Source organism: Pseudomonas sp. LBUM1671, assembly GCF_059695685.1.
Genome location: NZ_CP166782.1, coordinates 1,118,184 through 1,134,007, shown reverse-complemented (window position 1 = coordinate 1,134,007; position 15,824 = coordinate 1,118,184). Strand labels below are relative to the sequence as shown.

General features: G+C 60.1%; 12 protein-coding genes. 1 reads left to right on the top strand and 11 read right to left on the bottom strand.

The genetic code is table 11. The annotated features are described in order from the left end of the window. Window positions 1-49: 49 nt before the first annotated feature. The 3 genes from ACA060_RS04995 to purL form a co-directional block, all read right to left on the bottom strand. Window positions 50-1,072 carry an IS110 family RNA-guided transposase gene (locus tag ACA060_RS04995; RefSeq protein ID WP_497312317.1) on the bottom strand — a complete coding sequence of 341 codons (1,023 nt, stop codon included), beginning with the start codon at window positions 1,070-1,072 and terminating at the stop codon, window positions 50-52. Window positions 1,073-1,200: 128 nt separating this feature from the next. Further along, window positions 1,201-1,512 carry a YqfO family protein gene (locus ACA060_RS04990; protein WP_109628126.1) on the bottom strand — a complete coding sequence of 104 codons (312 nt, stop codon included), beginning with the start codon at window positions 1,510-1,512 and terminating at the stop codon, window positions 1,201-1,203. Between the two features lie 5 nt (window positions 1,513-1,517). Next, window positions 1,518-5,414: a phosphoribosylformylglycinamidine synthase gene (gene purL, locus ACA060_RS04985; protein WP_497315777.1), complete on the bottom strand. Its 3,897-nt coding sequence runs from the start codon at window positions 5,412-5,414 to the stop codon at window positions 1,518-1,520. A 274-nt stretch (window positions 5,415-5,688) separates the two neighbouring features. On the opposite strand from purL, the gene mltF reads away from it, so the two are divergent. Next, complete coding sequence (mltF, locus tag ACA060_RS04980; RefSeq protein WP_497315775.1) at window positions 5,689-7,149, top strand: membrane-bound lytic murein transglycosylase MltF; 1,461 nt, start codon at window positions 5,689-5,691, stop codon at window positions 7,147-7,149. A 127-nt stretch (window positions 7,150-7,276) separates the two neighbouring features. Here the strand turns inward: mltF and pdxJ are convergent, their stop codons facing one another. From pdxJ to lptF, 8 genes are all read right to left on the bottom strand, one after another. Then, a complete protein-coding gene (pdxJ, locus tag ACA060_RS04975; RefSeq protein WP_497315773.1) occupies window positions 7,277-8,023 on the bottom strand; it encodes a pyridoxine 5'-phosphate synthase in 747 nt (248 codons plus the stop codon). A gap of 47 nt (window positions 8,024-8,070) precedes the next feature. After that, on the bottom strand, window positions 8,071-8,754 hold the full coding sequence (recO, locus tag ACA060_RS04970; protein ID WP_010463052.1) for a DNA repair protein RecO: 684 nt from the start codon (window positions 8,752-8,754) through the stop codon (window positions 8,071-8,073). 166 nt (window positions 8,755-8,920) lie between these two features. After that, window positions 8,921-9,823, bottom strand: a complete 903-nt coding sequence (gene era / locus ACA060_RS04965) for a GTPase Era (RefSeq protein WP_497315770.1) — start codon at window positions 9,821-9,823, stop codon at window positions 8,921-8,923. Then, the gene (gene rnc / locus ACA060_RS04960; protein WP_010463056.1) at window positions 9,816-10,505 is read right to left on the bottom strand and encodes a ribonuclease III; all 690 of its coding nucleotides are present in this window, start codon (window positions 10,503-10,505) and stop codon (window positions 9,816-9,818) included. The genes era and rnc overlap by 8 nt, the downstream gene beginning before the upstream one ends. Window positions 10,506-10,689: 184 nt before the next feature. Continuing rightward, window positions 10,690-11,544 carry a signal peptidase I gene (lepB, locus tag ACA060_RS04955; protein WP_109628119.1) on the bottom strand — a complete coding sequence of 285 codons (855 nt, stop codon included), beginning with the start codon at window positions 11,542-11,544 and terminating at the stop codon, window positions 10,690-10,692. 5 nt (window positions 11,545-11,549) lie between these two features. After that, window positions 11,550-13,349, bottom strand: coding sequence for a translation elongation factor 4 (lepA, locus tag ACA060_RS04950; RefSeq protein WP_090188076.1), 1,800 nt, complete (start codon window positions 13,347-13,349; stop codon window positions 11,550-11,552). 171 nt (window positions 13,350-13,520) lie between these two features. Beyond that, entirely contained in the window at window positions 13,521-14,582 is a 1,062-nt protein-coding gene (gene lptG, locus ACA060_RS04945) for an LPS export ABC transporter permease LptG (RefSeq protein ID WP_109628118.1), read from the bottom strand. Beyond that, on the bottom strand, window positions 14,575-15,693 hold the full coding sequence (lptF, locus tag ACA060_RS04940; RefSeq protein WP_109628117.1) for an LPS export ABC transporter permease LptF: 1,119 nt from the start codon (window positions 15,691-15,693) through the stop codon (window positions 14,575-14,577). The genes lptG and lptF overlap by 8 nt, the downstream gene beginning before the upstream one ends. Between the last annotated feature and the right edge of the window lie 131 nt (window positions 15,694-15,824).

Below are 15,824 nucleotides of genomic sequence, written 5' to 3'. Positions count from 1 at the left end.
ACTGTCATCAGTCAGTGACGTCGCAAAAGCCGGTAGTAAAGCTGTACGTTCAAGCGTTCGGATGTGGGTCGTACTGGCCGCCTTTGGCCAGTACCGCCCACACGATTCGCGCCAGTTTGTTCGCCAGCGCGCACGCGACGACATTGGAGTGTCGACGCGTCAGAAGCTCCCGAACCCAAGGCCCAATGGCGTCTTCCCGCTTATCGATATGCTGCATGATGGATCGCGCGCCCTGCACCAGCAGTTGGCGGATGTGCTTGTCGCCTCGCTTGCTGATCCCCAGAAGCACTGTCTTTCCGCCCGTCGAATATTGCCTCGGCACCAGCCCTAGCGAAGCGGCAAAATCGCGTCCACTTCGATAGTTCGACGCATCGCCTACATCGGCCAATACCGCACTGGCGGTGATGGGACCGATGCCAGGAATACTCTGCAAACGACTCCCGGCATCGTCTTCTTTCAACTGTTGCTTCAGATCGGACTCGATGTCCTTGATTTCATCATTCAGCTGTTGAATTTGATGATGGAGACGCATCACTACGCCCTTTAGGCGCAACGGAACCGGGTGCTGCGGGTCGTCCAACAGCGCCGGCACGCGGTGCAACGCAGCGGCACCTATAGGCAGGCTGATCCCGAACTCCAGCAGAAAGCCATGAATCTGGTTGGTCGCGACGGTTCGCTGGCCAATCAAAGATTTACGGACACGATGCAGGGCTGAAAGCGTTTGTTGCTCTGCGGTTTTGATCGAGCAGAAGCGCATCGCGGGGCGGCTCGCCGCCTCGCAAATCGCTTCGGCATCAATGAAGTCGTTTTTGTTGCCTTTGACGAACGGTTTGACGTGCTGCGGGGCGATCAGCTTCACCTCGTGGCCCAATGCACCGATCTGTCGAGCCAGCCAGTGGGCGCCACCGCACGACTCCATCACCACCGTGCAGGCCGGTAACTGGGCCAATGTGCTGAGCAATTGGCCGCGGTTGGTTTTCTTGCGCAATACCTGATGACCTTTGGCGTCCTGGCCATGTAGGTGGAAACTGTGTTTGCCAATGTCGATACCGAGAAGCGTCATCGTGTTCATGAGAGATCCTCCGCCGAAAACGAGAAAAGCCCTGCAAGCGTAAACCTGCAGGGCTTCTCGGTCAGGCTGACCATCTCATTAAACCCGCTGATCTTCATCAGCGGGTTTCTCATTTCAGCAGTAGAAGATCAGAAATCCTCCAACCGCCACACTTCATAAGCCGGTGTCTCGTAGGGATGGCTCAGCTTTAATGCAGCCACCACGGCTACGATCAACTCATCCGCCACCACCAACTCAACCTTCCATTCCTCAACCTGCTCGACCTGCCCCGCCTCACCAATAAACGGCTGACTGCCATCCAACGGCCGAAACTGGCCCAGGCCAAGCACCTGCCACGCGCAATGATCGTAAGCCCCGATCCGCCCGCCACCGGCAGCGAATACGGCGCTTTTGACCTGTTCCACGTGACTGGCCGGAACGAAAAAGCTGAGCTTGTACACGGCCCTTAGTTCACCCAGACTCGAGCATTACGGAACATACGCATCCAAGGTGCGTCTTCGTTCCAGTCTTCCGAACGCCACGAGTTCTGCACAGCGCGGAACACACGTTCCGGGTGCGGCATCATGATCGTTACGCGACCGTCACGGCTGGTCAAACCGGTGATCCCGCGCGGCGAGCCGTTCGGGTTGGCCGGGTAGTTTTCGGTGACCTTGCCATGGTTATCGACGAAACGCATCGCCACGCAACCCGACAGATCGGCTTCCAGCAATGCTTCTTCGCTGGCGAACTCGGCATGGCCTTCACCGTGAGCGATGGCGATCGGCATGCGCGAACCGGCCATGCCTTGCAGGAAGATCGAGTTCGACTCCTGGACCTGAACCATCGCCACGCGCGCTTCGAACTGCTCGGAGCGGTTACGCACGAAGTGCGGCCAGAACTCGCTGCCCGGGATCAGCTCGTGCAGGTTGGACATCATCTGGCAACCGTTGCACACGCCGAGGGTGAAGCTGTCGGTACGCTCGAAGAAACCCTGGAACGCATCGCGAGCACGGCTGTTGAACAGCGCGGACTTGGCCCAGCCTTCGCCGGCACCCAGTACGTCGCCGTAGGAGAAACCGCCGCACGCCACCAGACCTTTGAACTCGTTCAGGTCGACACGGCCGGCCAGAATGTCGCTCATGTGCACGTCGATCGCGTTGAAACCGGCGCGGTCGAACGCGGCCGCCATTTCCACCTGACCGTTGACGCCCTGCTCACGCAGCACGGCAACTTGTGGGCGGATGCCTTTCTTGATGTAAGGCGCGGCGACGTCCTGGTTGACGTCGTAGCTCAGCTTGACGCTCAGGCCCGGGTTGTCTTCTTCCAGCAGCACGTCGAACTCTTGTTCAGCGCAGTCGGCGTTGTCACGCAGACGCTGGATCTGGTAGCTGGTTTCAGCCCACTGGCGTTGCAGCAGACGACGCTGACCTTCGAACACGGTTTCGCCGTTGAAGGTGATGTTGATCTGGCCGTTGTTCATTGGCTGACCGATCACCGACACGCACTCGCCCAGACCGGCAGCGCTGAACTGCGCGAGGATGTCTGGAGTAGCGTCCTGGCGAACCTGGATTACAGCGCCCAGTTCTTCGTTGAACAGGATTGCAGCGATGTCGGCGGAGGTTTCAGCCAGACCGTCGAGGTTCAGGCTCAGGCCGCAGTGGCCAGCGAAGGCCATTTCCACGGTGCTGGTCAGCAGACCACCGTCGGAACGGTCGTGGTACGCCAGCAAGTGACCGTCGGCGTTGAGCCCCTGGATCACGGCGAAGAAGGCTTTGAGGTCTTCGGCATCATCGACGTCCGGCGCTTGCGAGCCGAGCTTGCCGTGAACCTGGGCCAGGATCGAAGCGCCCATGCGGTTCTGGCCACGGCCCAGGTCGATCAGGATCAGGTCGGTGGTGCCCTTGTCCATGCGCAGTTCCGGGGTCAGGGTCTGACGGATGTCAGCCACTGGCGCGAAACCGGTCACGATCAGGGACATTGGCGAGGTGACGGTCTTGTCGACGCCTTCGTCGTTCCAGCGCGTGGCCATGGACATGGAGTCCTTGCCCACCGGAATGGTGATACCCAGGTCAGGGCACAGTTCCATGCCGACCGCTTTCACGGTGTCGTACAGACGCGCGTCTTCACCCGGGTGACCGGCAGCGGACATCCAGTTCGCCGACAGCTTGATGTCGGAGATCTTGTTGATGCGCGAAGCCGCGATGTTGGTCAGGGTTTCGCCGATGGCCATGCGGCCCGACGCCGGAGCGTCCAGCAGAGCCAGCGGAGTGCGCTCGCCCATGGCCATGGCTTCGCCGGTGTAGACGTCGAAGCTGGTGGCGGTGACGGCAACGTCAGCCACCGGAACCTGCCACGGGCCGACCATCTGATCACGGGCAACAAGGCCGGTGATGGTGCGGTCGCCGATGGTGATCAGGAAGCTTTTGCTCGCCACGGCCGGGTGATGCAGGACACGCTCGACGCAGTCGGCGATGTCGAGGGTCGACGGATCGAAATCGTCGCCCAGTTCGTTTTCGCGAACGGCCGAACGGTGCATACGCGGGGCTTTGCCCAGCAGCACTTCGAGCGGCATGTCCACCGGGCTGTTGCCGAAGTGGCTGTCGGTAACGGTCAGCTGCGGTTCCGCAGTGGCTTCGCCGACGACGGCGAACGGGCAACGCTCACGTTCGCAGATCGCCTGGAAGCGTTCGAAGTCAGCCGGGCCGACCGCCAGAACGTAGCGTTCCTGGGATTCGTTACTCCAGATTTCGTGCGGGGCCATGCCCGGCTCGTCGTTTGGAATATTGCGCAGTTCGAAACGACCGCCACGGTTGCCGTCGTTGACCAGTTCCGGGAAGGCGTTGGACAGACCGCCCGCACCCACGTCGTGGATGAAGCTGATCGGGTTTTTGTCACCCAGTTGCCAGCAACGGTCGATGACTTCCTGGCAGCGACGTTCCATTTCCGGGTTTTCGCGCTGTACGGAAGCGAAGTCCAGGTCAGCCGAGCTGGTGCCGGTGGCCATGGAGGAAGCCGCGCCGCCGCCCAGGCCGATCAACATCGCCGGGCCGCCGAGTACGATCAGCTTGGAGCCGACGGTGATCTCGCCTTTCTGTACGTGTTCGGCACGGATGTTACCCATGCCGCCGGCCAGCATGATCGGCTTGTGGTAACCGCGAACTTCGTCGCCACGCGGGGTGGTGATCGACTGTTCGAAGGTACGGAAGTAACCGGTCAGGGCTGGACGACCGAATTCGTTGTTGAACGCGGCGCCCCCCAGTGGGCCTTCGATCATGATGTCCAGCGCGGTAACGATGCGCTCAGGCTTGCCATACGGCACTTCCCACGGCTGTTCGAAGCCCGGGATCTGCAGGTTCGATACGGTGAAGCCGGTCAGGCCAGCCTTTGGCTTGGCGCCACGACCAGTTGCGCCTTCGTCGCGGATCTCGCCACCGGAACCGGTGGATGCGCCCGGGAACGGGGCAATCGCGGTCGGGTGGTTGTGGGTTTCTACCTTCATCAGGATGTGCACCGGTTCCTGCACCGCGCCGTACTGGCGGGTCTCAGGGTCCGGGAAGAAACGGCCGGCGACGTTACCGACGATCACCGAAGCGTTGTCCTTATAAGCGGACAGGACGCCTTCGCTGTGCATCTGGTAGGTGTTCTTGATCATGCCGAACAGGCTTTTTTCCTGGCTCTGACCGTCGATGTCCCAACTGGCGTTGAAGATCTTGTGACGGCAATGCTCGGAGTTCGCCTGGGCAAACATCATCAGTTCGATGTCGTGCGGGTTGCGCTTCAAGCCGACGAAGGCGTTGACCAGGTAGTCAATCTCGTCTTCCGCCAGGGCCAGGCCCAGCTCGGTATTGGCTTTTTCCAGCGCGGCACGGCCGCCACCCAGCACGTCGATCGCGGTCAGCGGTTTCGGCTCGGCGTGGCTGAACAGGCCGGCGGCTTGTTCAAGGTTGCCGAGGACGATCTGGGTCATGCGATCGTGCAGCGCATCGGAGATCAGCTGCGCTTCGGCGTCGCTGAACTGGCCGGCGACGTAGAACGCGATGCCGCGCTCCAGGCGCTGGATCTTGCTCAGGCCGCAGTTGCGAGCGATATCGCTGGCCTTGCTGGACCACGGCGAGATGGTGCCGAAACGTGGCAACACCAGGAACAGACGACCGGTCGGCTCTTGAACCGGAACACTTGGGCCGTACTTCAGAAGGCGCGCGAGCACCTGCTGTTCGTCGCCGGTCAGGACGCCGGTAACTTCGGCGAAGTGAGCGAATTCAGCATACAGGCCGCTGACAGCCGGGACCTTCTGGCTCAGTTGCTCAAGGAGTTTGCTGTGGCGAAAGGCAGAAAGGGCAGGAGCGCCGCGCAGGATCAACATCTTCGGGACAGCCTCGGGAAGGGGTGTGCTTTGAGGCCGTGCATTCTAGCCTAAACCGCCCGCGACATCACCCGAAACGGTGCGCGCGGCCGTACCCGAACGTCGGGCCGGGTATTTGGACCTTATGCGGCGGTTGGCCGAGGGTTATTTTTTATGTCACAAATTAGCGTTTGGGCCCATTCCTGCGGGCTTCAAGCGGGTTTTTCGCTCCCTAGCAGACAAGCCCTTCGCTGTCGAGATATGGCGGTCGTGGTCCTTTGCGTATACTGCGCAGATGTTTTCCCCAACGGCTTTGCGTCCGCGATACGCCAAATGGCTGATCGCAACCGGACTCTTCCTGATGCTCAGTGGCTGTGTTGATAAACCCAACACACTGGAGCGCGTAAAGGAGGATGGTGTGCTGCGGGTGGTTACCCGAAACAGCCCCGCCACCTACTTTCAGGATCGCAACGGTGAAACCGGCTTCGAATACGAGCTGGTGAAGCGCTTCGCCGACGATCTGGGGGTGGAACTCAAGATCGAGACCGCCGACAACCTTGACGACCTGTTCAACCAGGTGGGCAAGCCTAACGGCCCGGTGTTGGCTGCTGCCGGTCTGGTCAGCAGCGAGCAACGCAAACAGCAGGTGCGGTTTTCCCACTCCTACCTGGAAGTCACCCCGCAGATCATCTACCGCAACGGCCAGTCACGGCCGACCGACGCGGGCGATCTGGTCGGCAAGAAGATCATGGTGCTCAAGGGCAGCACCCACGCTGGACAGTTGGCGGAGCTGAAAAAGAAGTATCCCGGCATTGAATACGAAGAGTCCGACGCGGTTGAAGTCGTCGACCTGCTGCGCATGGTCGATGAAGGCCAGATTGACCTGACCCTGGTCGACTCCAACGAAGTGGCAATGAACCAGGTCTATTTCCCCAAAGTGCGGGTCGCCTTCGACCTCGGTGACGCCAGCGATCAAAGCTGGGCCGTGGCGATGGGTGACGACAATAGCCTGCTCAACGAGATCAATGCGTATCTCGACAAGGTGAAGAAAAACGGCACTCTGCAACGTCTGAAAGACCGTTACTACGGACATGTCGATGTCCTCGGCTACGTGGGCGCCTACACCTTCGCCCAACACTTGCAGCAACGCTTGCCCAAGTACGAACAACACTTCAAGGCATACGCCAAGAAAGAGAAAGTCGATTGGCGCCTGCTGGCGGCCGTCGGCTATCAGGAATCGTTGTGGCAAGCCGCGGTCACGTCCAAGACCGGTGTTCGCGGGCTGATGATGCTGACCCAGAACACGGCACAGGCCATGGGCGTGTCCAATCGCCTTGATCCCAAGCAAAGCATCATGGGCGGCGCCAAATACCTGGCCTACATGAAGGATCAGCTGGACGAGTCGATCCAGGAGCCGGATCGCACCTGGTTTGCCCTGGCGGCCTACAACGTCGGCAGCGGTCACCTGGATGACGCGCGCAAACTGGCGGCGAAGGAAGGGCTGAACCCCGACAAGTGGCTGGACGTGAAGAAGATCCTGCCGCGCCTGTCAGAGAAGAAGTGGTACAGCAAGACCCGTTATGGCTACGCCCGCGGCGGCGAGCCGGTACACTTCGTGGCAAACATCCGTCGCTACTACGACATCCTGACGTGGGTCACGCAGCCGCAACTTGAAGGTGATCAGGTGGCTGAAGGTAACCTGCACGTGCCGGGGGTCGACAAGACCAAGCCGAGTCAGGAAAGCCCGCAGCTTTAACCCTGTGTTGTTTCAATGACGCCTTCGCGGGCAAGCCTCGCTCCTACAGGACCGCGTCGAACACAATGTTGTGGCTCAACTCGTACTTGTAGGAGCGAGGCTTGCCCGCGAAGGCAGCACCTCGGTCTTAGCCCTTCAACGCCGCAGCCAGGATCAACGCCTTCATCTCGGACACAGCCGACTTGAACCCGACAAACAACGCATGCGCCACCAGCGCATGGCCGATGTTCAGCTCGTTGATGCCCTTGATCGCGGCCACCGCTTCAACGTTGTGATAGTGCAGACCGTGGCCGGCATTGACGATCAGGCCTTGAGCCAGGCCAAACGCCACGCCATCCGCCACACGCTTGAGTTCTTCAGCCACGTCGGTCGGTGTCTCGGCATCGGCATAACGACCGGTGTGCAGTTCGATCGCCGGTGCGCCTACCCGATGGGACGCTTCGATCTGGCGCTCGTCCGCATCGATGAACAGCGACACTTCACAGCCAATCTTCGCCAGGCGATCCACTGCCGCCTTGATCCGTGCCTCCTGCCCCGCCACGTCCAGGCCACCTTCGGTGGTCAGTTCCTGACGGGTTTCCGGGACCAGGCAAATGTGCGCCGGGCGGATGCGCTCGGCGAACACCATCATTTCTTCGGTGACGCCCATTTCGAAGTTCATGCGGGTTTGCAGCACGTCCTTGAGCAACAGCACGTCGCGCTCCTGGATGTGGCGGCGGTCTTCGCGCAGGTGCACGGTGATGCCGTCAGCGCCCGCCTCTTCCGCGTCCAGTGCTGCCTTGACCGGATCCGGGTAGCGAGTTCCCCGGGCCTGACGCAGGGTGGCAACGTGGTCGATGTTCACGCCAAGAAGAATGCGATTGCTGGTGGTCACGGAAGCGCTCCTGAATTAAAGATTCGGCGCACAGCATACGGGGAAGACTATGGCTTGCGAAACAGTTCGCGACTGACCAAAGGTCGGCCGCCCAAGTGCACGGCCAGTGCCTGACGCATCAAACGCTTGGCAGCGGACAATGCGCCGGGTGCGGTCCAGTCGGCCTCGGCCATGGCCAACAGTTCGGTGCCGTTGAACAGGCCGGGTTGCAGCAGGTACACCTGCTCCAGGCCGGCGTCCACTTGCAAACGGTAGAGGCCGTCCGGGGCGATGGGCTCACCGTGGATGTCGGTGGTCAGGGCGAAACCGTAACCGAGGTCGTCGAGCAGGCGCCACTCGAAAGAGCGCAATAACGGTTCCAGCGGGCGACCTTCGGCCAGCGCGAGCAATGTCGCGGCGTAGTGATCGAACACACCGGGGTGCGGGTCTTCGGCAGGCAACAGGCGGATCAGCAGTTCGTTTAGGTAGAGGCCGCTGAACAGCGCCTCACCGTTGAGCCAGGTCGAAACACCGGCGGCTTCCATTCGCCCAACGTTCTTCAGCTCTCCCCGCCCGCGAAACTCGACTTCCAGCGGCACGAACGGCCGGGCCAATGTCCCGGCCTTGCCCCGCGCGCTACGCAATACCGCCCGCAGCCGACCTTGCGGCGTGAGGAAGTCCACCAACGCGCTGCTTTCGCGGTAGGCGCGGGAGTGGAGGACGTAGGCGGGTTGGCCGATGGGCTGGGACATGGAGTTCTCAATGAAGAAACGCGATCTTATAAACGACCAGAAACCAATGTGGGAGCGAGCCTGCTCGCGATTGCGGTCTGTCAGTCAACAGTGATGTTGAATTTCAGGTCCTCATCGCGAGCAGGCTCGCTCCCACAGGGGTTCTTCGGTGTATCTGGATCCGGTGTTACAGGTCGCCGTAACCCAGCGAACGCAAGGCGCGCTCGTCGTCGGACCAGCCGCCTTTCACTTTCACCCAGAGGTTGAGCATGATCTTGGAGTCGAACAGCAACTCCATGTCCTTGCGCGCCTCGGTGCCGATACGTTTGATACGCTCGCCCTTGTCGCCAATGATGATCTTCTTCTGACCGTCACGTTCGACGAGGATCAAGGCATGGATGTGCAGGGTTTTGCCCTGCTGCTTGAACTCTTCGATTTCGACGGTGATCTGGTACGGCAGCTCGGCGCCCATCTGGCGCATGATTTTCTCGCGCACCAGTTCAGCAGCGAGGAAGCGGCTGCTGCGGTCAGTGATCTGGTCTTCCGGGAAGAAGTGATCGTTTTCCGGCAGGTAGCCGGCAATCATACGCTCCAGCGTTTCGAGGTTGTGCCCGTGCTGGGCCGAGATCGGCATGATCTGCGCGTTGGGCAGCTGTTCCTGCAACCAGGTCAGGTGCGGCATCAGCTCGGCTTTGTCTTCGATGCGATCGGTCTTGTTCAGTGCCACGATCAGCGGGCCGGTCACGTACTGGACGCGTTCGAGGACCATCTGGTCTTCGTCGGTCCACTTGGTGCGATCCACCACGAAGATCACCACGTCGACGTCTTTCAACGCCGCCGAAGCGGTCTTGTTCATGTAGCGGTTCAGAGCCTTTTCGCCGCCCTTGTGCATGCCCGGGGTGTCGACGTAGATCGCCTGCACGGCGCCTTCGGTCTTGATGCCCAGCATGTTATGGCGGGTGGTTTGCGGCTTGCGCGAGGTGATCGCCAGTTTCTGACCCAGGATGTGGTTCAGCAGCGTGGACTTGCCCACGTTGGGACGGCCGACGATGGCAACATAGCCACAGCGAGTTGCAGTTGAATCAGTCATTGCCATTCTCCACACCCAGGGCAATCAGTGCTGCGGCGGCCGCTACCTGTTCGGCAATACGACGACTCACACCCTGACCTCGGCTTTTTTCATTCAGTAAGGTGATTTCACATTCGACGAAGAACGTCCGGCAATGCGGCTCACCCTGGATATCCACCACTTCGTAACGCGGCAGCTCACACCCACGCGATTGCAGGAATTCCTGCAGGCGGGTCTTTGGATCTTTGTTGGTGTCGACCAGCGTCAGGCCTTCGAACTCTCCGGCCAGCCAGGCCAGCACACGCTCGCGCGCCATGTCCATGCCGGCATCCAGGTAGATCGCACCGATCAGCGCTTCAAGGGCATCGGCCAGAATCGACTCGCGACGGAAACCGCCGCTTTTCAACTCACCGGAGCCCAGGCGCAGGTATTCGCCCAGATCGAAACCGCGGGCCAGTACGGCCAGCGTCTCACCTTTCACCAGACGTGCGCGCAAACGCGACAACTGGCCTTCGCGCGCCAGCGGGAAGCGATCGAACAGCGCCTCGCCAGCGACGAAGTTGAGGATGGCATCACCGAGGAATTCCAGGCGTTCGTTGTTGCGCCCGGCAAAGCTGCGGTGAGTCAGGGCCAGGACCATCAGTTCCTGATCCTTGAAGGTGTAGCCGAGCTGACGCTCTAGACGGCTTAAGGAGACGCTCACGGTTTACCCACGCTGAGTTCGTGGCTGGATTCCACCGCCATGGCCGTGATGCGGCGCAGGCTTGGGACAATTAACGCTGTGTTCAAAAATTACGTCCTGAATATCATTGTTTTCATGCGTCCGGCGCCGATTGTGGCGGCTCCAGAAATGCATTCGGCGCTGTGTTCAACAGCGCCGTGTGTGATTACTTGATCAGGCCAACCCGCGAGAAATTCGGCAGGTGACTGAGTTTGGGTTCCGGCCAGCTCATCCAGACTGCGAAGGCCTTGCCGACGATATTCTTGTCGGGAACCATGCCCAGCAGATCCTTGGGAATGCTCGGATCATCCCAATAGCGACTGTCGTTGGAGTTGTCGCGGTTGTCGCCCATCATGAAGTAGTGCCCGGCCGGCACGGTCCACGAATGGTCCGGCGTGGCGCGGTAGCGGCTCATTTCCTTGCGGATCAAGTGCTCGGCGACACCGAGTTTTTCCTTGTAGAGCTCGGCACTGCCCAGCGTGCCCGGCTCGGAGCCGACCAGCTGTTCGGCAATCGATTCGCCGTTGACGAACAAACGCTTGTCGGCGGTGTAGCGAATCTGGTCACCCGGCAGACCCACCACACGCTTGATGTAGTTGACGTTCGGATCGCTCGGGTAGCGGAACACCATCACATCGCCGCGCTGTGGATCACCGACTTCGATGACTTTCTTGTCGATCACCGGCAGGCGGATCCCGTAAGAAAACTTGTTCACCAGAATGAAGTCGCCAACGTCGAGGGTCGGCTTCATCGAGCCAGAAGGAATCTGGAACGGTTCCACCAGGAACGAACGCAGCACCAGCACGATGAACAACACCGGGAAGAAGGATTTGCCGTATTCGACCAGCAGCGGCTCTTTGTTCAGTTTCTCGACGACCACCATGTCAGCCTGGCTGACGCTCCCCTGATAGGAGTTGATGGCAGCCCGGCGCCGAGGCGCCAGGAACAGCAGATCGAGCAACGCCAACAGGCCGCAGACGAACACGGCGATGACCAGCAACAGCGGGAAATTTAGTGACATAGGACCTAACTATCCAACCTGAGCACCGCAAGGAAGGCTTCTTGTGGAATTTCCACGTTGCCGACTTGCTTCATGCGTTTTTTACCGGCCTTCTGCTTTTCCAACAGCTTGCGCTTACGGCTAACGTCACCGCCGTAGCATTTGGCCAATACGTTCTTTCTGAGAGCCTTGACGGAGGTCCGCGCAATGATCTGCCCGCCAATGGCGGCCTGGATCGCGACGTCGAACATCTGGCGCGGAATCAGTTCTTTCATCTTCTCGGTCAACTGGCGACCTTTGTAGTGCGCATTGTCCCGGTGCACGATCAACGCCAGGGCGTCGACCTTGTCGCCGTTGATCAGCACATCCAGTTTCACCAGACTAGCCGATTGGTAACGGTCGAAATGGTAATCCAGCGAAGCATAGCCGCGGCTGGTGGATTTCAGACGGTCGAAGAAGTCCAGGACCACTTCGTTCATCGGAATATCGTAGGTCACCTGGACCTGGGACCCGAGGAACAGCATGTCGTGTTGCACGCCACGCTTCTCGATGCACAGGGTAATGACGTTGCCCAGGTGCTCTTGCGGCACAAGAATATTGGCCCGCACGATCGGCTCACGCATGTCTTCGATCGAAGACACGTCCGGAAGCTTCGACGGGTTGTCGACGTAAATCGTTTCACCGGTTTTCAGCAACAGCTCGAAAATTACCGTCGGCGCCGTGGTGATCAGGTCCAGGTCGTACTCGCGCTCCAGGCGCTCCTGGATGATTTCCATGTGCAGCATGCCGAGGAACCCGCAACGGAAGCCGAAGCCCAGGGCGTCGGAGCTTTCCGGGGTGTACTGCAGGGACGAATCGTTGAGCGTGAGCTTTTGCAGGGCTTCACGGAAATCTTCGAAGTCGTCGGAGCTGACCGGGAACAGGCCGGCGTAGACCTGCGGCTGAATGCGCTTGAAGCCTGGCAGCACGTCAACGTCTGGCGTGGAGCTCAAGGTCAGAGTGTCACCCACCGGTGCACCGTGAATGTCCTTGATGCCGGCAATGATGAAGCCCACTTCGCCGGCCTTCAGGTCAACGGTGGCGGTGTGTTTCGGGTTGAAGACACCGACGCTGTCCACCAGGTGGATCTTGCCGGTGGACTTGACCAGAATCTTGTCGCCCTTCTTCACACGACCGTGACGCACGCGTACCAGGGAAACAACGCCCAGGTAGTTATCGAACCAGGAGTCGATGATCAACGCTTGCAGCGGATCTTCGTAGTTGCCGGTCGGCGCAGGAATGGTGTGAACCAGGCGTTCGAGGACTTCGTCGACGCCCAGGCCGGTCTTGGCGCTGCACTCGACCGCATCGGTGGCATCGATGCCGATGATTTTTTCGATTTCTTCTTTGACGCGGTCCGGATCGGCCTGTGGCAGGTCGATCTTGTTCAGGACCGGCATGACTTCCAGGCCCTGCTCGATCGCCGTGTAGCAGTTGGCAACGGACTGCGCTTCAACGCCCTGACCGGCATCGACCACCAGCAACGCACCTTCACAGGCCGCCAGCGACCGGCTGACTTCGTAGGTGAAGTCAACGTGGCCCGGGGTGTCAATGAAGTTCAGCTGGTACTTGATGCCATCGCGAGCGGTGTAATACAGGGTGACGCTATGGGCCTTGATGGTGATCCCGCGTTCACGTTCCAGGTCCATGGAGTCCAGCACCTGGGCTTCCATTTCGCGCTCGGCAAGGCCGCCGCACATCTGGATGAAGCGATCGGCCAGCGTCGACTTGCCATGGTCAATGTGGGCGATGATGGAGAAATTGCGGATATGACTCAAATCACTCACGGATCAACACTCAAAAAGGCTGCAGGCATAGCCCGCCGAAAAATAGCCGGGAATTGTACCTGATCCACGGCGCAAGCGTCACGTTCACAGGTCAGACGGCACCTACAAAAACGCCCCGGTCTTGCGACAGGGGCGTTTTTTATCACCAGCGAGGTCGAGGAAACCCCCTGATCAGCCGGCTCGGCGCAACAGCCAGACACCGGCCAAGGCACAGACACCGGCCGGAACCAGCACCGCAAACAGCGGCGAGAAACCGAACACCAGGCTCGAAGGCCCCAGCAAATCCTGGACGATACGGAAGGTGAAGCCGACCAGCACGCCAGTGAACACCCGCTGACCGAGAGTCACCGAGCGCAACGGACCAAAGATGAAGGAAATCGCCATCAGTACCAACGCGGCGGTTACCAGCGGCTGCAACACCTTGACCCAAAACGCCAGCCAGTAACGGCCGTTGCTCAGGCCCTGGTCTGCCAGGTAGTGGATGTAACCCCACAGGCCGCTGATCGACAGGGTGTCCGGCGACATCACCACCGTGCTCAACAGTTGCGGACTCAAGGCAACATCCCAACGCTCGACCGGGGTGGTGACCACTTCGGTGCTCTTTTCATGGAACAGCGTGGTGGTGACGTCGCTCAGTTGCCAGTGATCCTGATCGAACTTCGCCCGCTTGGCGAAGCTGGACGACAGCATATGACGCTCATTGTCGAAACGATAACGGGTGACGCCGTACAGCAAACCGTTCGGTTGCACAGAGTTGACGTGAATGAACTCGTCGCCCTGGCGATGCCACAAACCATGCTTGGCGCTCTGCGCATCGCCGCCACCCTGAGCCAGGGAACGGTTGGCCTGAGCGGTGACTTCGGTGGCCGGCGCGACGTATTCGCCGATCAGCACACCCACCACCATCAGCACCAGCATCGGCTTCATGACCGCCCAGACTATCCGGCCGACCGACACACCGGCGGCGCGCATGATGGTCAGCTCGCTGTGGCTGGCCAGGCTGCCCAGACCGATCAGGCAACCGATCAATGCTGCCATCGGCAACATGTCATACAAACGACGGGGCGCGGTCAGCAAGACGTAGCTCAAGACGTCCATCAAGGTGTAGGTGTCGCTGACGTCACTCATCTCATCGATGAAGGCAAACAGGGTCGCCAGGCCAAGGATAATCCCCAGCACCGCCAGGATGGCGACGAATACGCTGCTACCGATGTAGCGATCGAGCTTAACCACGGGCCACCTCCAGCGCACTGCGGCGACTCGCCATCTTCAAGCGCAACGGCTCCCAGTAGAGCAAGCCCAGGCCAATGGCCAGGAAGATTGCGTGAACCCACCACAACCCCAGCGCCGGCGGGATCTTGCCCTTTTCGAGGGCGCCGCGTGCGGCAATCAGGATGCTCAGGTAAGCCATATAAAGAAGAATCGCCGGCAGCAGCTTGAGGAAACGGCCCTGACGTGGATTGACCCGCGACAGCGGCACCGCCATCAGGGTCACGATGAACACCAGCAACGGCAGGGACAAACGCCATTGCAGCTCGGTGCGCGAACGAATGTCATCGCTGCCGATCAAGGAACGGGTGGTCATTGCATCGCGGTCGGTGACTTCGTCGCTGACGTCCGGCTTGGGCAGCAATACACCGTACTCTTCGTATTTGATTGCCCGGTAGTCGGCCTGCCCCGGGTTACCGTCGTAGCGATAGCCGTTGTCGAGAATCAGGTAGCGGTTGCCGTCAGGGCGGATTTCCTGACGGCCCTTCTCGGCCACCAGCACGGAAATCCCGCGATCCTTCTTGTCGGAGTTGATGTTTTTTTGCGAAATGAACACACCGTTCAGATTGATGCGGTCATCCGATAGCTGCTCGGTGTAGGTCACCCGGGTGCCGTCGCGCAGGGCCTGGAAGCGACCCGGCTCCAGGGTATCGAACTCGGTCAGCGCATCCTGCTTGTTCAGCAGCAGCTGGAACTGATTGGCACCTTGTGGCGCCAGGCTCAGGCTCAGCCAGGCCACGACCAGCGCAACCAGCGTGGCCGGAAACAGCGTCATGGCAAGCAGACGTTGCTGGCTCATGCCAGTGGCCGACAACACGGTCATTTCGCTTTCGAGGTACAAGCGACCGTAGGCCAGCAGGATCCCGAGGAACAGGCCCAGCGGCAGGATCAGTTGCAGGAAACCCGGCAGGCGAAAGCCCATGATCAGAAACAGGGAGCCCGGATCCAGCAGACCCGAGGCCGCCTGGGCGAGGTATTTGATGAAGCGACCGCTCATGATGATGACCAGCAGCACGGCGCTGACGGCGCTCAAGGTCAACAGGACTTCGCGGGACAGATAACGGAAGACAATCAAACCAGACACTCCAGGGTTGTCAGGCTAAGGCGGCCAAACAAGCAAACGTATCAGACGGCCCGCAGGGCAGAGCCGCCGAAAAAGTTGGCGCATTATCCTGTGATTGGGTGCGCCTGTCACTGCGCATGCTC